We start from the raw sequence: 21,967 nt of genomic DNA on the forward strand, positions 1-21,967 counted from the left end.
GCGACGGCCGGTCAGGAGGCCGACCACCGGTAGACCGGTGTCGTCTTCTGGCTCGTCTGCGTGGTGGGCTGGTAGTTGAACGAGTAGGAGAGCTCGGCCCCGGAGGGCACGCTCACCGGCAGCTCCCAGCGCTTGTCGGCGGAGTCGTAGGTGAGGAAGTAGTTCTGCGGGGCGCCCTGGCCGATGCGGTACTGGACGGTCACGAAGGTGGCCGTGAACCCCTTGGGCGCGAACCAGACCGTAGTGCCCGCCCCTCGGGTGACGCCCTGCGTGTAGTCGCCGTCCTCGGGGTTGCCCGTGGTGGGCGTCGGGGTCGGCGTGGGCGTCGGGGTCGGGGTGGGAGTGGACGTCGGGGTCGGCGTAGGAGCCGGGCCGCCCGACCCGCCGGTCCACATCGGCTTCTTGATCTCGGCCAGGAAGTTGGTCAGCACGGTGGAGTCGGCCTGCACACGCGAGTCACCCCAGTTGCCGTTGGCGCAGCCCGGTCCGCCGGCCTGCGCCCCGGCGGCACACTGCCACTGCGTCTGGGCGTCCCAGTTGGTGTTGATGTAGGCGGCGGCGCGGATGACGTCCTTGTTCCTGTTCACCCAGTCGAAGTAGCCGGCGTGCCAGCCGTCCCAGATCGCCTGCCCGCTCGAAGCGGCCGGGCTGTTGCGGAAGATGCAGCTCGACGTCTTCGCACCGGTCCTGGCGCCCTGCGGGGCCGCCTCGGCGACCATCGCCGGCTTCCCGTGACCGCGGGCGAAGGCGAGCACCCGGTCCTGCAGGCCCACGGGATCGGTGTCGTGCGAACCGCATCCCCACTGGGTCTGCACGGAACGGGAGTTGTAGAAGGAGGACAGCCCGACCCAGTCGACGTACGCGTCACCCGGATACCAGGCGTCGAGGTGGCCGGGGTCGGTCACGATGTAGTTCCACTCGGGGTGGTCGGTGTTGGTGTTCACCGGCCAGGCGGCGCTCTGCCACACCGTGGCGACCCGCGACGCCCCGAGTGCGTCGATCCGTCCCTTGATGTAGCGGAAGGCGTCCTTGTAGTAACCGGAGTTGTAGCAGTTCCACGGGCCGTCGAACTCGTAGCCGATCCGGAGCAGTACGTCCCGGTCGTAGCTCTTGAGCTTCTTGACCATCTCGTCGACCTTGGCGCGGTACTGCGTGATCAGGCTGGGGTTCCCCGCCGTCACATCGGCGTCGTTCCGGCCGATCACGGCGCGCAGGGGCTGGTTGCCGCATCCGGACGTGGCATCCGACAGGTAGAGCCCGACGGCGACCGTCGCGTCGGGGTACTCCCGCATCGTACGGGCGAAGTCGACGCTTCCCGCACCCCAGTTGGCGGAGGAGTTCATTCCGGCGAGCGGTTCGGGCGAGCCGCCGAGGACCAGATTGGTGTAGAGCGTCACGCCGCCAGGTGCGGGCGCTCCGAGCGACGGCTTGTCCAGCACGTCGGTGCGGTAGTCGGAGAGCGTGTCACTGTCCTGGCCCATGACCATCATGACCTTGCCGTCCGCGGGCACGCCCCGGCCGGTGAGTCCGGAGGCCGCCGTGCCGGCCTCGGCCGGGGAGGGCAGTGCGGCCAGGGCGATCAAGGCGGTTGCGGCGGCGGCCGCCGCCGCGAGGGCTCTTCGGGCGGGGCGATGTCCCGTCGTGTGCCTCATGGGTCTCTCCGTCTGTACGGGTGGGGCCCTCGGCGGTCGCCTCAGGGCGTTCGCATGGTGAGGGTGTCGACGCGCACAGGTCAACAGAGTGCGAAAGTTTCGTATCTCGCCCCAGCTCAGCGGGGTGCGGTTACGAAACTCCAAGCACCCTTCGGTCGGGCCGGGTTCAAATGTGCAGGTCACAGCCGTGAGTCGTGGGACCTCCCCGTCGGCGTCCCTCCGGACCGTAATCAGTTGGCAAGCTCGCGATAATTTTCGCGAAACCATTGACATAAGTTTCGTGGAGCCATCACCGTGGTCGCACTCATCCAGCTCTCCTGTCCCGGAGGATCACCATGGGCCGTACGCGTGCCCGCAGAACCGCCGTCGCGCTCGCCGCCGCAGTCACCCTCGTCGCCCTCCCCGGCTGCGGATCCGGCTCCGGCGAAGCCGACGGGAAGATCACCCTCACCGTCGCCACGTTCAGCGACTTCGGCTACAAGCCGCTCATCGAGGAGTACAAGCGCACCCACCCCGACATCGTCGTCAAGGAGCGCATCTCCCAGTTCGACCAGCACCACAACCAGCTCTCCACCCAGATCTCCTCCGGCAGCGGCGCCGCCGACGTGGTGGCCATCGAAGAGGGCTACCTCCCCAAGTTCCGGGCCGTGAAGGACAAGTTCACCAACCTCGCGGACTACGGCGCACTCAGCCGGAGCAGTGAGTACCTGGGCTGGAAGTGGAAGCAGGGCACGCTCGGCACCTCGGACTTCGTCATGGGCTACGGCACGGACGTCGGCAGCCTCGCCATCTGCTACCGCAAGGACCTGTTCGCGAAGGCCGGCCTGCCCACCGAGCGGGCCGAGGTCGCCAAGCTCTGGCCCACCTGGGACGCCTACTTCGCCACCGGCAAGAAGTTCCAGGCGAAGGTGAAGGACAAGGCCTGGTTCGACAGTTCGGGCAACATCTTCACCGCGATGATGAACCAGACGGAGTACGGCTTCTTCGACGCCCAGGACACGTACATAGGCGACACCAACCCGAAGGTGCGTGAGTTCTTCGAGGCCACCGCACGGGCCACCGCCGACAAGCAGTCCGCCAACCTGCAGCCCTTCAGCCAGCAGTGGAACGCCGGAATCAAGCTCGGCCGCATGGCGACCATGACCTGCCCGGCATGGATGACCGGCCAGATCAAGACGGCGGCAGGCGAGGCGAACGCCGGGAAGTGGGACATCGCGGCCGTGCCCGGCGGCGGCGGCAACTGGGGCGGGTCCTTCCTGACGGTGCCCAAGCAGAGCAAGCACGTCAAGGAGGCGGCCGAACTGGCCGACTTCCTGACGTCGGCCGACGCACAGAAGAAGATCTTCACCGGTCCCGTGGGCGCGCTGCCTTCCCTCGTCCCCGTCCTCGACGACCCCGAGGTCAAGGGTACGAAGCAGGCCTACTTCAACGACGCGCCGACCGGTGAACTCTTCGCGGCGTCCGCGAAGAGCCTCAAGCCCAACTACCGCGGCACGAAGGACCAGCAGGCACGCATCCCGTTCGGGAACGCCCTCCAGCTGGTGGAGCAGGGCAAGGCCGATCCGGACGAGGCGTGGAGCAAGGCGATCGAGGAAGCGGACAAGAACCTCCGCTGACCACCCCTCTGCCCCCACCGTCACCCGCGTCCGCGCGGACGACTGATCCGGGTGCCCGGCGCGAGCGCCGAAACCGCCGGCCGGGCACCCGGACGACCCCCGACCCTCCCACCTCCGGAGAACCACCATGGCGCTCCAGGCCATCCGCACCGCCCGGGACTCCCGGAGCAGCCCGCCGAGGCTGCGCAGGGACCGGCATTTTCTGCCCTACCTCTTCATCGCGCCCTTCTTCGTCGTCTTCGGTGTGTTCGGGCTCTATCCACTGATCCAGACCTTCTGGGTCTCTCTGCACGACTGGGACCGGCTGGCCGGCCCGGGAGAGTGGGTCGGCCTGGAGAACTTCAGCAGGCTCCTGGAGGACTCGGACTTCTACACCGCCACCTTCAACACCCTGAGCATCTTCCTCCTGTCGACCGTTCCGCAGCTCGTCGCCGCCCTTGCCCTGGCCTGGCTCCTCGACCGTCACCTGCGCGCCACCAGTGTGTGGCGGGCGCTCGTCCTGGTGCCGCAGTACGTGTCGGTCGTCGCCGTAGCCCTGGTCTTCTCACAGCTCTTCGGACGCGACTTCGGCATCGTCAACTGGGCCCTGCAGAACTTGGGGCTGATCAGCGACCCGGTCGACTGGACCGCCGACACCTGGAGTTCGCACCTCGCCATCAGCTTCATGGTGATGTGGCGGTGGACCGGCTACAACGCGCTGATCTTCCTCGCCGCGATGCAGGCGGTGCCCAGGGACCTGTACGAGTCGGCACAGATCGACGGCGCAGGCAGGTTCCTGACCTTCCGGAAGGTGACCCTGCCCTCCATCCGCCCCACCATCGTCTTCACCGTCGTCATCTCCACGATCGGCGGCCTGCAGCTGTTCGCCGAGCCCTTCCTCTTCGACCAGCAGGGCAACGCGGAGGGCGGAGCGGAGCACCAGTTCCAGACGCTGACGCTGATGCTCTACAAGTACGGATTCATCAACAACGACGCCGGATACGCCTCCGCCGTCTCGTGGGTGCTCTTCCTCGTGATCGCGGTCGTCGCCGCGTTGAACTTCCTGCTCGCACGCCGTTCCGATCGCGGCTGACCCGGCAGCAACCTGGAGAATCGCATGGCCCTCACCACACCGTCCGGGGCGCCCGCCACGCGTCCCGGCGTCCGCAGCGCACGTTCCCTCGTGCGTACCGTGCCCCGCAGGGGCCCCCGGCGGCTCGACAGGGCGGGACCGCTCGCCTACGCCATCCTCGCGGCCGTGACCGCCGCCTCCGTCTTCCCGCTCTACTGGAGCTTCGTCGTCGCCTCCCACGACGACAACTCCGTACTCGCCGGCACGACACCACCTCTGGTGCCCGGCGGCCACCTGATCGAGAACATCCAGCGGGTCTTCGAACTCTCCGCCTTCTGGCAGGCGCTCGGCAACTCCCTGATCGTCGCCTCGACGACGGCGGTCAGCAACGTGCTGCTGGCCTCCCTGGCCGGGTTCGCCTTCGCCAAACTCCGCTTCCCCGGCCGCAACGCGCTGCTCGTCTGCGTCGTGGTCACCGTCATGGTGCCCACCCAGCTCGGCATCATCCCGCTGTACATGCTCGTCACCGACATGGGCCTCTACGGCAAGCTGTCCGCTCTGATCGTGCCGGCCCTGGTCTCCGCCGTCGGCGTCTTCTGGATGCGGCAGGCCGTCGAGGAGAACATCCCCGACGAACTGATCGAGGCCGCGCGCATGGACGGGGCCGGACTGCTGCGCACCTACTGGTACGTGGTGGTGCCGGGGGTACGCACCACGGCCACGGTGCTGGGGATGTTCACCTTCATGTTCGCCTGGAACGACTACTTCTGGCCGCTCATCGCGCTGCCTCCCGAGAACGGCACCGTGCAGATCGCGCTCAACCAGCTCGCGGCCGGCTACTACACGGACTACACCCTGATGCTGGCCGGCGTCGTCGTCTCCGTGCTGCCCGTCCTGGTCGTGTTCACCGTCCTGGCCCGCCGGATCGTCTCCGGCGTCATGGCCGGCGCCGTCAAGGGCTGAGCGTGCCTTCCACCCGTGCCCTCCACCTCAGGGAGAACCGATGACCGCTGTGCCCACCGCCCCCGGCCAGGGCCGCCTCCACCCCCCGGAGCCCGCCGCCCGGACGGCCGCCGACATCGTCAACCCGGTGCTCCGAGGCTTCCATCCCGACCCTTCCATCCTGCGGGTGGGCGACGACTACTACATCGCCACGTCCACCTTCGAATGGCTTCCGGGCGTCGCCGTGCACCACTCGCGAGACCTCGTGAACTGGCGTCCCCTCGGGGGGATCCTGCGGGAGCAGCGGCTGCTCGACCTCACCGGGCGCCCCGACTCCGGCGGAGTGTGGGCCCCCTGCCTCAGCCACACCGAAGGCCGCTTCCACCTCGTCTACAGCGACGTCACCAACCTCTCCGGGGCTTTCAAGGACGTCCGCAACCTGGTCATCACCGCGCCCTCACTCGACGGACCGTGGTCGGATCCGGTGCCGTTCCCCTCCCACGGATTCGACCCGTCCCTCTTCCACGACGACGGCCCCGACGGCGACGGCCGGAGCTGGGCCCTGTGGATGGAGTGGGACCACCGGCCCGGGCGCCACCCGTTCGCCGGGATCCTGCTCCAGGAGTGGGACCGGGGGGAGGGGCGGGTCAGGGGACCGGTGCACCGCGTGTTCCAGGGCACGGAACTGGCCCACACCGAGGGGCCGCACCTCTACCGCAAGGACGGCTGGTACTACCTGCTCACCGCCGAGGGCGGCACCTCCTGGTCGCACGCCGTGACCGTCGCCCGCTCCCGGACGCCCACCGGCCCGTACCAGCCCGACCCCGCCGGGCCGCTGCTCACCTCGGCCGGAGATGCCGGCTGGGAACTGCAGAAGGCGGGACACGGAAGTCTCGTGGAGACACAGGGCGGCGAGTGGTACCTGGCACATCTCACGGCCCGCCCGCTCAGCCCGCTCGGCCCCTGTGTCCTGGGCCGCGAGACCGCCATCCAGCGCGTCGGCTGGAGCTCCGACGGCTGGCCGCGTCTGGACCCCGCCGCCGACGCCACGGCGCACGCCGCCCCGCTGCCGCTCCCGCGGACGGTGGTGCCCGGGCCCGCGCTGCCTCCCGCCCCGGTCACCGCGCCCCCCACCCGCGACCACTTCGACGGGCCACGACTGCGTGCCGACTGGTCGACGCTGCGCCGTCACCCGGCATCCGCCTGGCTGAGCCTGACCGAACGGCCCGGACACCTGCGGCTGAGAGGGGGGCAGTCCCTCGGATCGACCCACGGCCAGAGCATGGTCGCGCGCCGGCAGCAGGCGGTTTCGTTCGACTTCTCCGCACGCGTCGAGTCCGAACCCTCCTCGCCCCTGCAGATGGCGGGCATCGTCCACTACTACAACTCCAGCCTCTGGCACTACCTCCACCTCACCTGGGACGAGGAGCTCGGCCGGACCCTGCGCATCGGCCAGTGCCACCACGGGCGGTACACGGAGCCGGCTCCGGCCGTCGCGGTTCCCGACGGTCCCGTCGATCTGAGGATGACGGTCCGCGGGACGCGGGGAGGGTTCGCCTGGCGCACCGCCGGCACGACCCGGTGGAGGCCGTTCGAGGCGGAACTCGACGTCACCCTCCTCTCCGACGAGAGTGCCACCCGGGGCGACCCGGCCTCGGGGCACTTCACGTCGTGGGGATTCACCGGCGCCTTCGCCGGGATGTGCGTCCAGGACCTCACCGGCGAGGCCCTGCACGCCGACTTCGCGTGGTCCGAGTACCAGGAGACGGCCGTCGTTCATGAGGGCAGGTGAGAGCGCCCACAGGACCATGGCAGACTCGGCCGGGGAGACCCGACCGGCCCCACGCGAATCTCTCACTCGAACGGACACCTCGGATGACTGCGGACACCCCAGACGCGCCGGGCAGGGTCACCCTGACCATGATCGCTTCCGAGGCCGGTGTCTCCGTGTCGACCGTGTCCAAGGTCCTCAACGGCCGCTCCGACGTTTCCACGGACACCAAGGAACGGGTCGAGGGGGTCATGGACCAGCTCGGTTACCAGCGCCGGCCGACCCGGAAGCGCGGTGCCGTCGTCGACCTGGTCCTCAACGAACTGGACAGCCTCTGGTCGGTGGAGATCATCAGGGGAGTCGAAGAGGTCCTTCACGCCGCCGGAGCGAGCATGGTCCTCTCCGCCGTCCACGGGCGCAGCTCCGACACCAGGGAATGGATCGGCCAACTCGCCGCCCGCCGCAGCAACGGGGCGATCCTGGTCGTCTCCGATCTCACCCAGCAGCAGCGCAAGCGCCTCACCGCGCTCGACGTCCCCTTCGTGCTTCTCGACCCGGTCGGCAACGTCGACGCGCTCGTGCCCACGGTCGGCGCCACCAACTGGGCCGGTGCCGTCAGTGCGACCGAGCATCTGATCGCACTGGGGCACACCAGGATCGCGCATCTCGCGGGGCCGCGGCAGGTGCTCTGCAGCCGGGCCCGCGCGGACGGGTTCAGGGCGACCATGGAGGGCGCCGGTCTGCCCATGCCCCACGGATGGGTGGTGCACGGCGAGTTCAACGACGCCTCCGGGCGGGCCGAGACCGCGCGCCTGCTCGACGGGCTCGAGGCGTCCGGCGAGGAAGCTCCCACCGCGGTGTTCGCCGCCAGTGACCTCCAGGCGCTCGGCGCCTTCGAAGTCCTGCGGGACCGGGGCTACTCCATTCCCGGCGACATCAGCATCGTCGGCTTCGACGACCTTCCGGTCGCGCGCTGGACCCACCCTCCGCTGACCACGGTCAGGCAACCACTGTTCGACATGGCGTCGGTGGCGGCCAACGCGCTGCTCCGGATCATCGACGGGGAGCCCGCCGACCAGCTCAGGCTGGAACTGGCCACCCAACTGGTGGTGCGGGGGAGCACGGCGCCGCCCCCGCGCGCGGATGCCCGCGGTGCCCGCTCGGGCTCCTGACGGAGGCGCTCGACGTCCGCGGCTGCCGGTGCCGCTCCCGAGCGGCGGCGCCGGCAGCCGCGCCGTGCGCCCCGGACCGGCGCACCCCAATGGTTGACATGCTCAGGATCAAACACGATCCTGTTACGGCACTCTTCCATCGATGTAAAAGTCGGCGTCGGCACGGCGGCGGCCAACCCCGGGAACGAGGCCATGAGAATCTCTCGCAGCCTTCACGGCGCCGCAGCCCTGATCCTGTCGGGCGTCCTGCTCGTCCTGATGTCCCTTCCCTCCGCCGAGCCCGCCCACGCCGCGCAGACCGGCCTCAGGGCGGCGGACCCCAGCGTGATACGGGTCGGGAGCACCTACATGTCCGTCCAGTCGACCGGCGGCGGCATCGCCGTACGACAGGCGTCGTCGACCGCCGCCCTGGCGTCGGCCACGCCCCGGCAGGTCTGGTCGGACACCCGTGGGCTCGGCGAGGTGTGGGCTCCCGAGATCGTCCGCGACGGTGGACGCTACTACGTCTACTTCTCCGCGGGCAGAGGCGCGGCGCACCGCATGTACGTGATCAGCTCGGCGTCCCCCGACACCGGATACACCGCCGAGTCGAAGCTGGCGCTGCCCGACGACAAGTGGGCCATCGACGGCGCGCTTCACCTTCGGCGGACAGCGGTGGTTCGTCTGGTCCGGCTGGGCCGGCGACACCGATGTCGAGCAGAACCTCTACATCGCGCGTATGAGCACCCCGACCGCACCCACCGGCGCGCGGTACGTCATCTCGCAACCCCGTGAGAGCTGGGAGCGCGTCGTCGGTAACCCCTTCATCAACGAAGGGCCCGAGCCGATCAAGGACCCGAACGGCCAACTGCACATCGTGTACTCGGCCAACGGCAGCTGGAGTGACCAGTACTGTCTCGCGGACCTGAGGCTGCGTGCGGGCGGGGATCCGACGTATGTGTGGGACTGGTACAAGTCCAACGGCTGCCTGTTCGGTTCGAACCGTACGACGATGATGTCCGGCTGGGACCCGACCCTGTACGTCGACGGACCCGGCCACCACAGCTTCGTGCTGCTCGACGGTGACATCGCGACCAGCCCTCCGGCCGGCCCGAGGTTCCCGTCCATGTTCCACGCGGTGCCCAAGGGGACCCCGTACGCCTGGGAGAACCGGTACTGGTACACCGGCACGTTCGCATGGTGGGGCGGCATCACCTACAGCCGTGCCAACGTGCCGGGCCCGTCCGGCGACACCGGCTGGAGCCTGAAGTTCTTCGAGTGACCCATGGAGTCCCGGACCCCGGGCGGCCTCCCCGCGACGGGCGGCTCGGGGTCCGGGGCCCACGAGGCGGCACGACGCCCGCTCAGGCGCCCGCCGCCCTGGCCTGGTCCTCCACCCGCCGCCGGTGTTCCTCCCAGGAGCGCCGCTCCTGAGGGGACATCGCGTCCTTGCCCGGAGCGCAGTCCACGGCGCCGTCGATCAGCTCGCGCACGATGTCCGCGTGGCCCGCGTGCCGCTGGGTGTCGGAGATGACGCGTGCCAGGGCGTGATGCAAGGTCATCTCCCGGCGCTCCTCGGGCCACCAGGGGACGCGGCCGACCGCGTCGAGGGGGAGTGCCGCGACCGTCATGCCGGAGTGTCTCCACGCCGCCCGGTACAGGCCGACGATCTCCTCGCGTGACTCGTCGGCGGCGGCCCACATGTCCGCCTGGGGATCAGGGTCCCCGGCCCACCACCAGCGCGGCGCCGGCCCGGTGAAGAAGGGCCGTCCGAACGTGTCGCCGAAGTACCCCAGTTCCACGCCCGCGCAGTGTTTGACGAGCCCCAGCAGGTTGGTGCCGGTGGGCGTCAGCGGCCTGCGTACGTCGTACTCGGGCAGCCCCTCCAGCTTCCGCAGCAGGGCGTCCCGCCCCTCCTGCAGATACCGGAGGAGCTCTGCCTTCGCATTCGCCTCGGTCATGCCGGAAGTCTCGCACCCGGCACCGACAACGGAGGCTCCGACGACCGCGCTCGCCGTCCCGGCGCGGGTCAGCCCTCAGGCCAGCATTCCCGTACGGAGCTTCCCGAGCGTCCGTGTGAGGAGGCGGGAGACGTGCATCTGTGAGACGCCGAGCTCGGCGCCGATCTGCGCCTGGGTCATCTCCTGGCCGAAGCGCATCTCGATGATGCGCCGTTCGCGGTCGTCGAGCTGCCCCATCAGCGGGGCCAGGGCGTGCAGGTTCTCCACGGTCTCCATGGCGGCGTCGGGTTCACCCAGGATGTCGGCGAAGGTGCGGGCCGAGGACCCGGTGGTCTCGCCGGTGGAGGTCGGCAGGTCCAGGGAGCCCGCGGTGTAGCCGTTCGAAGCGATGATGCCCTCGATGACCTCGTCCTCGCTGAGCCCCATGTACTCGGCCAGTTCCCTCGGGGACGGATCGCGGTCCAGTACGGTGGCGAGCTCGTCCTTGGCCTTCGCCAGCTCCACCCGTAGCTCCTGCAGCCGCCGGGGGACGTGTACCGCCCACGTGGTGTCGCGGAAGAAGCGCTTGATCTCACCCACGATGTACGGCACGGCGAACGTGGCGAACTCGACCTCCCGGGAGAGCTCGAATCTGTCGATCGCCTTGATGAGGCCGATGGTCCCGACCTGGGTGATGTCCTCCATGTCCCCGCTGCCCCGGTTGCGGAAGCGGCGTGCGGCGAACCGGACGAGGGAGATGTTCATCTCGATGAGGGTGTTGCGCGCGTACTGGTACTCGTGTGTGCCCTCTTCCAGCACCTGCAGCTTCTCGAAGAACAGGGCCGACAGGGCGCGGGCGTCCTTCGGTGACACCTTGCCCGTGTCATCGATCCAGGGCAGCTCACCGACGCGCTCCGGCGCGGCCTGTCCGACTGACGTCTCGTCAGTCCGTATGTCCCCGGCCGTCTCTTCAGTGATCATTTTTTCCGTCCCACCCTTGCTCGTGCGAGCGCGCTTCCTGACGAGGCCCCTGCCCCGCGCGGGAGGACCCATGCGTCGCCCGGGCCGAAATTTCTTGCTGCGTGGAAACAGTTGCCCTTGGGCATCGTAGGATGAGCTGCCCCGGAAGGCGGCGCGACCTGGTGCGCGTCGCGCTCGACCGGGCACAGGCCCGTACGCTGGAGGCCGACGACCGGGCGCCCTCGGACGGTCCGGGTTCGGCGCAGCACGACGAGAAACAGGATCACGTGGACAGATTCGCTGCCGTCGAGCGGGAACTGCGCAAGGCCGCGCCCCATCTGCTTCTCGACGTCGCCACGGCGGCCCTCCGTGAGCGATGGGGCGTCGAGAGCGTGGAACTGCGGATGGCCGACTACGGCATGACCATGCTCCAGGTCGTGTCCGAGGCGCCCCTCGCCGAGCCGGTGCCCGTCCACGGCAGTCCGCAGGGGCGGGCGTTCGGTGCTCAGGAGCCCTATGTGGAACCCCTGCCCGAGCGGGGCCCGGTATCGGTTCATCTGCCGGTCACGGTCCGGGGTGACCGGCTGGGGGTGCTCAGCGGCACCGTGCCACGGGCTTCCTGCACCCCCGCGGACCTCGGGGGTATGCAGCAGATCTGTGAGGCCCTCGGTCACGAGATCCTCGTCGCCGAACGGGACACCGACCTCTATCTCCTCGCCCGGCGCGCCACACGGCTGACGCTCGCCGCCGAGATGCAGTGGCAGTTGCTGCCCGGGCGCTCGGTCACCCGCCCGGAGTTCTCGATGGGCGCCCATCTCGAGCCCGCCTACGCGATCTTCGGAGACAACTTCGACTGGTCGGTCTCGGCCCACCACCTCACCCTGACCGTCACCAACGGCATGGGGAAGGGCATGGAGGCGGCGCTGCTCACCAACCTCGTCGTCAACGCGCTGCGCAACGCCCGGCGTGCGGGACTCGACCTGCCCGGCCAGGCCAGCCTCGCCGACCAGGCGGTGTACGCCCAGTACCGAGGAGCGCTGTACGCGTCGGTCCTGCTGCTGCGCTTCGACCTCGCCACGGGTGAGGTCGAGGCCGTGGACGCGGGATCCCCTCGCATGTGGCGGCTGCGGGGACGCGGCGTCGAGCCCGTCGGCTTCGACGCGCAGCTCCCGCTCGGCATGTTCGAGGAGACCGAGTACACCGCCGAGCGCTTGGTCGTCGAGCCGGGTGACCGGCTGCTCATCGGCAGCGACGGTGTCTACGAGAGTGTGTCGAAGGCAGGTGAACGCTACGGCGAACGCGCCCTGGCGCGTTCGCTCTCCGGGCACCGCCTGCTCCCGCCCGAGCAGGTGCCCCTGGCTGTCCTGCGGGATCTGCGGGACTACCGGTCCGCGGCGCCGCTCGACGACGACGCCCTTGTGGTCTGCCTTGACTGGTACGGCCGGCGTTCCTCCGCCCACGACCAGTCGGAATGAGCTGCTCCGGGCCGCCGTCTCCTATCCGGTCGACCGCAACCGTCTCGCCCCGTCGTCGTCCTGGCCCGCGGCCGCGTTCCGGAAGGCCCGAAGTCCTTCGAGCAGCGCGCGCCGCGCCTTGGCCGGCATGGCGTCGATGGTGGACATCAGCACCTCTTCCCTGCGCATCCGCAGATCGACGAGATAGGCCTTGCCGTGACTGGTCAGCCGGAGTTCCAGCTCACGTCGGCTCACCGGACTGGGAGTGCGCTCCACCAGTCCCGTCGCCTGCAGCCGGTCGCACAGTCTGCTGACGGAGGGGGAGGCCGAACCCAGCGCTTCGGCGAGCATGCGCAGATTGATGCCCTCCTCGCGGTCCAGCGTGTAGAGCACGCGGAGCTGCGACGGGGAGACAGGGCCCGTCGGGACGGCTTCGCGGCCCTGTTCCCAGAGGACTTCGAGGAGTTCGACGAACTCTGAACCCTCGCGGGCCGCCTCCCGGGACCGGTGGTCGGGTTCGGGGCTCAGGCCCATGGTGATGACACTCCGATCCGGCATCGCTGCACTCGTCCGTCCCGTCACCGGACCGAGGGAACGAGCCGGGTATCCGATGCGCTCGTATGGAAGGCCAGGACCATATGGATCTCGGGACATGTCCGTGGCACCGGACATCCTACCCCTGTCGGCAACGGTCTCCGAAGCGGCGGACGCCTCAATATGTTTCCGCATGGCAATAGTTTCCATGGGGTACGGTTTCGCAGCGGCAACCGATGCGTGATCTTCCAGCAGTCACCGCCGAACCGCCGCGACGGCGACCGCCCACCGGCCTGGAGTACTGAGACCCATGACGCACAGCCCGACCCTCACCCTCACCGTCCGCCGTCCGGCGGACTCGATCGCCGTTCTCGAGGTGGCCGGCGAGATCGACGTGGACAGTGTCCCCGTCCTGCGATCCAGGGCGCTGGAGCTGATCCGGCAGGGCAGCCCGCACATCGTCCTCGACCTGGCGCCGGTCGAGTTCTGCGACTCGTCGGGCCTCAACACCATGATCGGCATCCTCCGGTACGCGAAGGACCGCTACGGGTCCCTGTCCCTGGCCGGCGCACCCCCGCACCTCGCCCGGCTGCTGGACATCACCGGGGTCGGCCACCTGATACCCACACACGCCACCACGGCCGAGGCGCTGCGCCGGATCGGCGTACCCGACGGGGCGCCGGGGGAGAAGGAGGACCTCTGAGCGCTCCCGCACCGGCTCCGCCCGGGCCGAGCGCTCCGGACCGGCCCCCGGATCAGGCACCTCTCGCCCTCCCGCCGCCGAGCGGCCACGCCTCGACATCGCGGTAGTGAATCGGCCCGCTGCTCCGGCCGGCATTGCTCCCGACCAGGTGCAGACACTCCGCGGACCAGGGGAGTCCGCCGAACCCGGCGATCCTCTCGGCGATCTCCGCAGCCGACGCGTGGTCACCGCGACGGGCCCGGGCCAGCGTCAGATGAGGGCGCAGCGGACGTCCCTCGAACGCGACGCCGCACTCCCTGACGACGCCGCGCACATCGTCCGCGAGCGCGTGAAGCGCTTCGAGGTCCCCGTCGATCCCGCTCCAGACCACCCGGTCGTCGAAGACTCCGCCGCCGCCCAGGCTCAGCCGGGGCGGCCGGTGTGCCACCGCCAGGCCGGCGAGCGGCGGGATCAGCGCCGGCACGCCCGCAGCGGGAATCTCCCCGAGGAAGGCCAGTGTGATGTGCCAGTCCTCGACGCGGTTCCACCGCATCCGCGGGTACCGTGCGTACGCAGGACGCAGCGCACGGGCGAGTTCCTCCTTGGCGTCGTCCGGAGGGGCGAGAGCGATGAAGACGCGTACGGTCGCGGGCCGGTTCCGATCCTCCACACCTGACTTCGTACCATCCGGGTGGCGGTGGCCCTTCATCAGGGCCCGGCCCGGCGGTGCGGATGGACACCCGCGCCTCAGGACGGATTGCGTGAAGGCCGCACCCCGTCGAGCGGCGGCGGCTCCCCGTGAGCGTGGCCCCCGCGTCCACGGGGGCAGGACCTCACCGAGAGCCACGGAAGGCAACCGCGATGCCCGAACAGCACTCCCCACGGCGGCCGACGGCCCAGCTCGACGCCCGCTACAGCTCCGCTCTCCGGCCCCGTCCCGGTGCCGCGGACGTCACCGCGACCGACTGGGCCGACGCACGGCGGCAGCTGGAGGCCGCCGAGATCTTCTGGGCCTCGACCGTGCGGCCCGACGGGCGTCTTCACGTCACCCCGGTGATCGCTGCCTGGCACGGCGGGTCGCTGTACTTCTCCACCGGACCCGAGGAGCAGAAGGCGAGGAACCTCGCCCATGACGGACACTGCGCGCTGACGACGGGCAGGAACGACCTCGGCGAAGGCCTCGACATCGTCGTCGAGGGGACCGCGGAGCAGGTCTCCGATCCGGCGGAGCTGGAACGGGTGATCACGGCCCACGAGACGAAGTACGGGGAGCACATCATCTCGCCCGAGGGAACCTTCCACGGCATCGGGGACTCGTTCCGGACGGGAAGCGCGATCGTCTTCGCGCTGGCGCCCGTGACGGCGTACGGCTTCGGCAGGAAGGACGGCGTCTACACCCACACCCGGTGGACGTTCTGAGCGCGGCCTCTCCGCGTTGGGTGGACGGGCGGCCCCGGGGCGGTCCGTCCCCGACGTCCCGGGTCCGGGGCCGGACCCGGGACCGGTCGTTCCACGGAGATTCACGAGGTCCTCATGTCCGGTCCCTCCGGGGGCCGGATCCACGGGCTTGGCTTCGCCGTGTCCCGCTACACGCAACAGACGAGGCACACATGTCCCTGAGGCACGCAGTCGCCGGCCTGGCTCTCCTTCCCGCACTCGCGGTCCCCACGTCCGCGCAGGCAGCCACCGCTTCCCACGAGCACCGGCCCGCCCACCGGGCGGCGTTCGACCTGCAGGCCCACCGCGGCGGCCTCGGGCTCACCACGGAGTCGTCCCTCGAGGGCTTCGGCAAGGCCCTGCGTCTGGGTGTCAGCACTCTGGAACTGGACACCCAGGTCACCAAGGACCTCAAGGTGGTCGTGAACCACGACCGGCAGATCAGCGCCCAGAAGTGCGTGGACACCGGTCCGCTCACCTCCGGCGACCCGATGTACCCGTACGTCGGCAAGTACGTCAAGGACCTGACCCTCAAGCAGATCAGAACCCTGGACTGCGGTTTCCAGCAGCTTCCCGGCCACCCGGAGCAGGAGCGGGTACCGGGCTTCCGCATGGTCGAACTCAAGGACGTCCTGGGCCTGGTGAAGAGCTACGGGGCCAAGCGGGTCGAGCTCAACATCGAGACCAAGGTGGAAGCCGGAGCACCTGAGCAGACCGCCCCGCGCGAACTGTTCGTCCGCCGCGTGTTCGAGGAGATCCACCGGTCGGGGATCGAGCGTCAGGTGTCCGTCCAGTCGTTCGACTGGGGGGCTCTGCGGGAGATGCACCGGCTCGCCCCCTCGTATCCGCTGGTGGCGCTCACGAACTACGACTTCCTCCAGGTGGGCAAGCCCGGAGCCTCTCCCTGGCTCGGCGGCATCGACGCCGACGACTACGACGGAGACTTCGTCAGGGCCGCCGCCGCCGTCCCCGGTGTCACCGCCCTGTCGCCCAACTACGGCTTCCCCCAGAACGGAACGGTCGCGGACCCCTCATTCCGCTTCTACCCCGACCGGCAGATGATCCGCGACGCGCACCGGCGCGGGCTCGAGGTCATCCCCTGGACCTGTGACGACCCCGCCACCATCGAGGCGCTCATGGACATGGGCATCGACGGGATCATCACCGACTACCCCGACCGCGTGCGGGAGATCATGGCCGACAGGGGTCTTCGCCTTCCCGTGTCGTACCGGGCGCCACGGCACTGAGGACGGTCCCGGCCCGGTGGCGCGCCCCCGGGGCGTCATCTCCACCGGGCCCGGCCGTCACGGCTCACCCGCTCCCGGTGGCCGCTTCGCCGACGGTGACCCCCAGACGTCCGGCCACCGTCGTGAGCGCCTCGCCGAGAGGAAGGGAGATCCGCACACGGGCGTGCCGGTCGCCTCGTGTCGGATCGCGGTTCACGATCAGCACCGGTTTTCCGGCCTGCTCCGCCTGGCGGACGAACCGGAGCCCCGACATCACCGTGAGCGAGGAGCCGAGGACCAGCAGGGTCCCGGCCTCACGGACCAGGCTCCGGCAGTGCTCGACCCGCTCAGGGGGAACAGCCTCGCCGAAGAACACCACATCGGGCTTGAGCACGCCGCCGCAGACCGTGCACGCGACGACGCGGAAGTCCCCGACCTGCTCGTCCGTGAGGTCGGCGTCACCGTCGGGGTTGATCGAGGCCGCCACCGGAGCGAAGCCCGGATTGGCCTCCTCCAGCCGGCCGGCCAGTTCACGCCGTGGGCTGCGGGCCCCGCACGACAGGCAGACGACCCGGTCGAGACTCCCGTGGAGTTCGACGGCGTCCGTGCTGCCGGCCGCCTGGTGCAGTCCGTCCACGTTCTGGGTGATCACGCCGGAGACCAGGCCCTCCCGCTGGAACGAGGCCACCGCCCGGTGCCCCGCGTTCGGCCGGGCCCGGCCGAAGGTCCGCCAGCCCAGATGGCTGCGCGCCCAGTACCGGCGCCGCGCCTGGACGCCACCGGTGAAGTCCTGGTACGTCATCGGCGTGTGCCGGCTGAGGCTTCCGCCCTCACCCCGGTAGTCCGGGATGCCCGACTCTGTCGACATGCCCGCGCCGCTGAGCACCAGCACGCCTCCGGACGCCAGCGCGTCGGTGAGCGGCTCGAGATCCGTGGTCCCCGGCGAAGGGTCCCCGGTAGGGGTCCAGCTCAGGGTGGGGCGCATACGCATGACACCAGGGTACGGAACACTCCTCACCCGGGCCGGAGCGACCGGGCTCAGCGGGCCGCCATCCGGGCCGCGTCCGCGCCGAGGACCGCCCGCCCGGCGGCGATCCGCCTTTCCCGCTCGGGTCCTGGACAGGTCAGTCGTTCCAGCGAGCGCAGCAGGGCCGGTTCGTCGGCGGCGTACTCGGTGAGGCCCGCGGCCGCCATCGCGCGCACGCCCTCGACGCCGTGCCCGGGGATCGGCCGGTAGCCGACCACGGGCACCCCGGCCGCCAGCGCCTGAACGGCGGTCTGACCCGCCGCGTTGTCCACCAGGGCGGCCGACGCCCCCATCAGCGCGGGCAGGTCCTGGACCCAGCCCAGCGCCAGGACGCCGGGGAGCCCGGCGGCGCGGGCGCGCAGCCTCTCGTCCCTCCCGCACAGCAGCACCGGAAGGTGCCCGGCGCGGGCCAGCAGGAGAGCGGTCGCCGTCAGCCCCCTGCCCACACCCCAGGCGCCCGCCGACAACAGCACCGCGGGGCGGCCGGCGCCGCGTCGGGCCAGTTCGCAGGACCACCGGGACCCCGTACCGTCCCGTCGGGCCGGCGCGGGCGCGCTGAACTCGACCGGCACGACCGGGCCGCACACCCTCGCGGGGCAGCCGGTCGCCGCCCGGACCCGTGACGCGGCGGTGCCCGTCATGCAGAGGTACAGGTCGTTGCCCGGGTGGAGCCACTGACGGTGCACCGCGAAGTCGGTGACGACGACCGTGCAGGGCGGACAACCGGCTCCCATCACCGACCGCATCCGCCCCGTGACCTGCGCGCCCTGGTGGAACGTGGTGACGATCGCCTCGGGGCGCCCGCGCTCGACGGCCCTGCGCAGTCGCGGTGCGAGGCACGCGGCCAGCGGACCGGTGTCCGCCGCCCAGGAGCATCGGCCACCGCCGGGACCGCTCTCGCGGAAGAACGCCGAGTACACCGCCTCGTACGCCCAGGGGAAGTGCCGGAGCGCGGTGCGGTACCCGGCGCGCAGCCCGTGACCGGCCCCGGCGGGCAGAAGATCCAGCAGGTCCAGGGACGTGGTCCGGTGCCCATCCGCCCTGAACCGCCGTGCCAGTTCGGCCGCGACCGCGTCATGACCGGCACCCATACTCGCGCTGATCACCAGAAACCCGCTCACCCCTGCATGTTCCGCCCGCCCCGGCCGCCGCGCCACATCGCGTCCGGGCCGCGGGCCCGTGCGCCGGTCGCATGAAGGATGGGGCAGCACGGTTCGGCGGGGCTCCGGGCCCGGAATGGAACACAGGACGTCGGCGCCCCCGGAGGACGGAAGGTCCATGCGTGCGAGCCCCCCACACCGCGGGACACCCGGTGCCCACCCCGGCGGACGCCCGTCCACCGGCCGGCGCGTCGCCCTGATCACGGGCGCCTCGTCCGGCATCGGCGCCGCCGTCGCGGACCGCCTCTCCACCGGCGGCCGGTGGGATCTCCTGCTCAACGGCCGCGACCTGGACCGTCTCTCCGACGTCGCCGCACGCACCGGTGGAAGCATGCTGCCGGAGGACCTCGGGTCGCCGGAGGGCTGCCGGCGGCTCGCCGGGGATGCGCTGGCGGCCGGTGGCCGGGTCGACGCCCTCGTCGCCGCGGCCGGGCTCGGCTGGGCGGGCGCCTACACGGACATGACGCCCGCCCTGGTGAACCGTCTGGTGAATGTGAACGTCTGCGCGGTGATGCATCTCGTCAGCCAGCTGCTGCCGCAGATGCTCGCACGGGGGTCGGGCCGCCTCGTGGTGCTGGGCTCGGTGGCCGGCCGCTTCGGCGTGCGGGGCGAGGCCGCGTACGCGGCGACCAAGGGAGCGCTGATCCCCTTCGTCCGGAGTCTGCGCTACGAACTGCGGGGCACGGGAGTGCGCCTCTGCCTGGTACTGCCCGGCCCCGTGGACACCCCCTTCTTCGACCGCCGGGGGACCCCGTACACCCGCTCGCGGCCACGGCCGGTGGCCGCCGGGCGGGTCGCCGCAGCGGTGGAGGAGGCGCTCACGGGAGACCGGCACGAGATCACCGTGCCGAGGTGGCTGGAGGTACCCGCCCGGCTGCAGGGTGTGGCACCGCACCTGTTCCACAGACTGGCCACCCGCTTTGGCTGAGCGGGGCGGAGGCGGGCGGACAGCGCCTCCGGCGCCGGTACCGTCCGCGGGAACGTGCCCCGCCGGCACGCCGGGGGAGCGGTGGTGCACGCCTTACGCACGGCCACGGCGAACCGCGGCGCCCGTCCCGGCGATCCCGGCCGGTGCGCCGTGACCCTCCTCTGCGTCGTGCTGGCCCTGGTCGCCGCGACGGGCAACGCCGCGGCCTCCGTGCTGCAGCGCCGAGCAGCCGCGGCCCAGCAGCCCGGCACTCCCGGTGCCCGCCTCCAGGGCTGGCGCGGTCTGGTCCGGCGCCCGGCCTGGCTGTGGGGAGCGGGCATGCTCGTCCTGTCCGGCGTCGCACAGGCCGCCGCCCTGGCGGTCGGCCCGCTGGCGGTGGTGCAGCCGGTCATGACGACGGAGCTGCTGTTCACCCTGGTGCTCGCGGCCGTGGCCTTCCGCAGGCCACCGGGTGTCCGCGCCTGGGGAGCCTTCCTCGCGATGGCGATCGGACTGGCCTCGTTCCTGCTGCTGGCCGCCCCTTCCGGCGGCACGGACACCGTGCCACCCGGGCGATGGCTCGTCTGCGCCGCCCCCGCCGCCGCCGTGTCGGCCGTTCTCGCGGTGGTGGGCGCCGGGCTGCGGGGCTCCGCACGAGCAGCGGTGCTGGGTTCGGTGACCTCCGTCGGCTTCGCCCTCACCGCGGCCCTGCTCAAGGACGGGCTCGGCACGGTGTCCGGACAAGCCGGCGAACTGCCCGCGACCTGGCAGATCTACGCGGCCGCAGCCGTGGGCCTGGGCTCGTTCCTGGCCCTGCAGGTGACCCTGCGTGCGGGGTCTCTCGCCGCATCGCAGCCGGCGCTCACCCTCGGGGACGCGTTGCTCAGCGTCATCCTGGGCGTCACCCTGTTCGAGGAGAGCATCGAACTGGGGCGGCTGGTCCTGCCGGAGGCGGCGTCACTCGGCCTCATCGCGTACGCCTGCGTGCATCTCAGCAGGTCGCCGCTGGTCTCGGGGAAGGAAGCGCAGCAATGGTGAGGAGCACGGGTACGGGCGCCGCGGTGTGCGCGCTGGGCGCGGCGGCAGCCTGGCACATCGGCCCCGCGGCCACCTGGCTCCCACCCGTGCGGAGGGCGCTCGCACCCTCGCTCGACGGACAGGGCCGGGCCGACCACGTCGCGCTGACCTTCGACGACGGACCGGACCCGGGCAGCACCCCGCACTTCCTGCGTCTGCTCGGCACACACGGGGTCCAGGCCACCTTCTTCCTCGTCGGTACCTCCCTCACGCGCCACCCCGAGCTGGCCCGGACGATCGTGACGGCCGGACACGAGGTCGCCGTGCACGGCTGGGACCACACCCGCCCCTGGCTTCCCCGGCCGTCGCGCGATCTGCGGGAGGTGACGCGCACCGCGGAGGCGGTACGCCGCGTCTGCGGGACGGACCCGCAGTGGTACCGGCCGCCCTACGGCATCCTGACGGGTGGCAGGCTGGCCGCCGCCCGCCGGGCGGGACTGCGTACCGTGCTGTGGTCGGCGTGGGGCCGTGACTGGACAGGACACGCCGACGCCCGTTCGGTGGAGGCGTCGGTCCTCGAGGACCTGCACGGAGGAGCCACCGTCCTCCTGCACGACGCGGACGGCTGGAGCGCGCCGGGCGCCTGGCGCGCCACGCTGGACGCCCTGCCCCGGCTGCTCGCGGAGTGCCGTGGACGCGGCCTGGAGGTGGGACCGCTGGCGGAGCACGGAATCGGCCGTGCACCGGCACGTCCACCCGGCGGCCCGTCCTCGGGGTGAGTGTCCACGGCCCCGTGGGCGGGGACCGTTCAGCCGTGCCGCGAGGGAGCGGGGACAGGGCCGCCGGGACGGAAGCGCTCCACGCCGACGGTGTGCCGCACCTTGAGCGGGCGTACGACCACCGCGACCCGCTCCTCGCCCGGCATGAGCCACTCGAACCGCTCGCTGCCCAGATACTTCCGTGCCAGCCGGTCCATGTGGGCGTGCGCCTCCTCGCCCTCGACGAACCGGGCGACGACACCGCTGATCTGCACCCGGTCGAAGGGGTCCACGGCGTCCGCGTGCGAGAGGTAGACGCGCGGATCGGCCCGCAGATTCTCCTCCTTCACCCGGCCCACCGAGGTGTTGAAGCTGAGTTCCCCCTCGCCTTCCAGGTCCACCCACATCGGGCTGACCTGCGGTGCTCCGTCGGGGAACACGGTCCCGACGTACCAGATGTGGGGTGCCCGCAACCGGGCGCGAACGGCTTCGTCGAACGTCGCAGTCATACCGATGAGGCTAACAACCATGATCGCCGAGAACCCCCTCGGAAAGGGGAGCCGGTGGGGCGGAGCGGTGACTCTTCGTTCACAGGACCAGGACCGAGTCGTCACGGCCGGCACCTGATCCGGTGTGAGGGGCGGCCCCGGGCCCCGGTCCGTACCCCAGCCGGAGGGCCGCC

The 21,967-nt window shown here is 71.0% G+C and carries 20 protein-coding genes and 1 pseudogene; 13 read left to right on the forward strand and 8 right to left on the reverse strand.

Annotated features, from left to right (window positions below; all coding sequences use genetic code 11):
- Positions 1 to 11: 11 nt before the first annotated feature.
- The gene (locus ACFXOA_RS24650) at positions 12 to 1,652 is read right to left on the reverse strand and encodes an endo-1,3-beta-xylanase (protein WP_385032515.1); all 1,641 of its coding nucleotides are present in this window, start codon (positions 1,650 to 1,652) and stop codon (positions 12 to 14) included.
- Positions 1,653 to 1,987: 335 nt separating this feature from the next.
- Here ACFXOA_RS24650 and ACFXOA_RS24655 point away from each other — a divergent pair, with 335 nt between their 5' ends.
- From ACFXOA_RS24655 to ACFXOA_RS24680, 6 genes and pseudogenes are all read left to right on the forward strand, one after another.
- Positions 1,988 to 3,268 carry an extracellular solute-binding protein gene (locus tag ACFXOA_RS24655; RefSeq protein WP_385032518.1) on the forward strand — a complete coding sequence of 427 codons (1,281 nt, stop codon included), beginning with the start codon at positions 1,988 to 1,990 and terminating at the stop codon, positions 3,266 to 3,268.
- Between the two features lie 127 nt (positions 3,269 to 3,395).
- A complete protein-coding gene (locus ACFXOA_RS24660) occupies positions 3,396 to 4,340 on the forward strand; it encodes a carbohydrate ABC transporter permease (protein WP_385032521.1) in 945 nt (314 codons plus the stop codon).
- Between the two features lie 24 nt (positions 4,341 to 4,364).
- Positions 4,365 to 5,282: a carbohydrate ABC transporter permease gene (locus ACFXOA_RS24665; protein ID WP_385032523.1), complete on the forward strand. Its 918-nt coding sequence runs from the start codon at positions 4,365 to 4,367 to the stop codon at positions 5,280 to 5,282.
- Between the two features lie 40 nt (positions 5,283 to 5,322).
- The gene (locus ACFXOA_RS24670; RefSeq protein ID WP_385032525.1) at positions 5,323 to 7,053 is read left to right on the forward strand and encodes a glycoside hydrolase family 43 protein; all 1,731 of its coding nucleotides are present in this window, start codon (positions 5,323 to 5,325) and stop codon (positions 7,051 to 7,053) included.
- A gap of 83 nt (positions 7,054 to 7,136) precedes the next feature.
- Positions 7,137 to 8,204, forward strand: coding sequence for a LacI family DNA-binding transcriptional regulator (locus tag ACFXOA_RS24675; protein ID WP_385032528.1), 1,068 nt, complete (start codon positions 7,137 to 7,139; stop codon positions 8,202 to 8,204).
- A gap of 192 nt (positions 8,205 to 8,396) precedes the next feature.
- Positions 8,397 to 9,465, forward strand: a pseudogene (locus ACFXOA_RS24680) (glycoside hydrolase family 43 protein).
- A gap of 82 nt (positions 9,466 to 9,547) precedes the next feature.
- Here the strand turns inward: ACFXOA_RS24680 and ACFXOA_RS24685 are convergent.
- Positions 9,548 to 10,144 carry a DinB family protein gene (locus tag ACFXOA_RS24685; protein WP_385032531.1) on the reverse strand — a complete coding sequence of 199 codons (597 nt, stop codon included), beginning with the start codon at positions 10,142 to 10,144 and terminating at the stop codon, positions 9,548 to 9,550.
- Positions 10,145 to 10,219: 75 nt separating this feature from the next.
- The gene (locus tag ACFXOA_RS24690; RefSeq protein ID WP_385032534.1) at positions 10,220 to 11,104 is read right to left on the reverse strand and encodes a SigB/SigF/SigG family RNA polymerase sigma factor; all 885 of its coding nucleotides are present in this window, start codon (positions 11,102 to 11,104) and stop codon (positions 10,220 to 10,222) included.
- Positions 11,105 to 11,370: 266 nt separating this feature from the next.
- Between ACFXOA_RS24690 and ACFXOA_RS24695 the strand changes: the two genes are divergently transcribed.
- On the forward strand, positions 11,371 to 12,558 hold the full coding sequence (locus ACFXOA_RS24695) for a PP2C family protein-serine/threonine phosphatase (protein ID WP_385032647.1): 1,188 nt from the start codon (positions 11,371 to 11,373) through the stop codon (positions 12,556 to 12,558).
- 21 nt (positions 12,559 to 12,579) lie between these two features.
- Here the strand turns inward: ACFXOA_RS24695 and ACFXOA_RS24700 are convergent, their stop codons facing one another.
- Positions 12,580 to 13,071 (reverse strand): MarR family winged helix-turn-helix transcriptional regulator, encoded by a 492-nt coding sequence (locus ACFXOA_RS24700; RefSeq protein WP_385032650.1) that lies wholly within the window; start codon positions 13,069 to 13,071, stop codon positions 12,580 to 12,582.
- 310 nt (positions 13,072 to 13,381) lie between these two features.
- On the opposite strand from ACFXOA_RS24700, the gene ACFXOA_RS24705 reads away from it, so the two are divergent.
- A complete protein-coding gene (locus ACFXOA_RS24705; protein ID WP_385032537.1) occupies positions 13,382 to 13,774 on the forward strand; it encodes an STAS domain-containing protein in 393 nt (130 codons plus the stop codon).
- A 52-nt stretch (positions 13,775 to 13,826) separates the two neighbouring features.
- On the opposite strand, the gene thpR is transcribed toward ACFXOA_RS24705, so the two are convergent.
- Entirely contained in the window at positions 13,827 to 14,462 is a 636-nt protein-coding gene (gene thpR / locus ACFXOA_RS24710; RefSeq protein ID WP_385032540.1) for an RNA 2',3'-cyclic phosphodiesterase, read from the reverse strand.
- 152 nt (positions 14,463 to 14,614) lie between these two features.
- Between thpR and ACFXOA_RS24715 the strand changes: the two genes are divergently transcribed.
- Both ACFXOA_RS24715 and ACFXOA_RS24720 read left to right on the forward strand, forming a co-directional pair.
- Positions 14,615 to 15,172, forward strand: coding sequence for a pyridoxamine 5'-phosphate oxidase family protein (locus ACFXOA_RS24715; protein WP_385032543.1), 558 nt, complete (start codon positions 14,615 to 14,617; stop codon positions 15,170 to 15,172).
- Between the two features lie 191 nt (positions 15,173 to 15,363).
- A complete protein-coding gene (locus tag ACFXOA_RS24720; RefSeq protein ID WP_385032546.1) occupies positions 15,364 to 16,437 on the forward strand; it encodes a glycerophosphodiester phosphodiesterase family protein in 1,074 nt (357 codons plus the stop codon).
- A gap of 64 nt (positions 16,438 to 16,501) precedes the next feature.
- Here the strand turns inward: ACFXOA_RS24720 and ACFXOA_RS24725 are convergent, their stop codons facing one another.
- A complete protein-coding gene (locus ACFXOA_RS24725; protein ID WP_385032549.1) occupies positions 16,502 to 17,407 on the reverse strand; it encodes an NAD-dependent protein deacetylase in 906 nt (301 codons plus the stop codon).
- A 47-nt stretch (positions 17,408 to 17,454) separates the two neighbouring features.
- On the reverse strand, positions 17,455 to 18,564 hold the full coding sequence (locus ACFXOA_RS24730) for a galactosyldiacylglycerol synthase (protein ID WP_385032552.1): 1,110 nt from the start codon (positions 18,562 to 18,564) through the stop codon (positions 17,455 to 17,457).
- A gap of 157 nt (positions 18,565 to 18,721) precedes the next feature.
- Here ACFXOA_RS24730 and ACFXOA_RS24735 point away from each other — a divergent pair, with 157 nt between their 5' ends.
- The 3 genes from ACFXOA_RS24735 to ACFXOA_RS24745 all read left to right on the forward strand — a co-directional run bounded on the left by ACFXOA_RS24735 (position 18,722) and on the right by ACFXOA_RS24745 (position 21,306).
- A complete protein-coding gene (locus ACFXOA_RS24735) occupies positions 18,722 to 19,531 on the forward strand; it encodes an SDR family NAD(P)-dependent oxidoreductase (RefSeq protein WP_385032555.1) in 810 nt (269 codons plus the stop codon).
- Between the two features lie 150 nt (positions 19,532 to 19,681).
- A complete protein-coding gene (locus tag ACFXOA_RS24740; protein ID WP_385032653.1) occupies positions 19,682 to 20,548 on the forward strand; it encodes a DMT family transporter in 867 nt (288 codons plus the stop codon).
- Positions 20,542 to 21,306, forward strand: a complete 765-nt coding sequence (locus tag ACFXOA_RS24745) for a polysaccharide deacetylase family protein (protein ID WP_385032558.1) — start codon at positions 20,542 to 20,544, stop codon at positions 21,304 to 21,306. Before ACFXOA_RS24740 ends, ACFXOA_RS24745 begins: the two co-directional genes overlap by 7 nt.
- A 29-nt stretch (positions 21,307 to 21,335) precedes the next feature.
- Here the strand turns inward: ACFXOA_RS24745 and ACFXOA_RS24750 are convergent, their stop codons facing one another.
- Entirely contained in the window at positions 21,336 to 21,794 is a 459-nt protein-coding gene (locus ACFXOA_RS24750) for a TIGR03618 family F420-dependent PPOX class oxidoreductase (protein WP_385032560.1), read from the reverse strand.
- Between the last annotated feature and the right edge of the window lie 173 nt (positions 21,795 to 21,967).

The organism is Streptomyces sp. NPDC059166, assembly GCF_042755185.1.
Classification (GTDB): domain Bacteria; phylum Actinomycetota; class Actinomycetes; order Streptomycetales; family Streptomycetaceae; genus Streptomyces.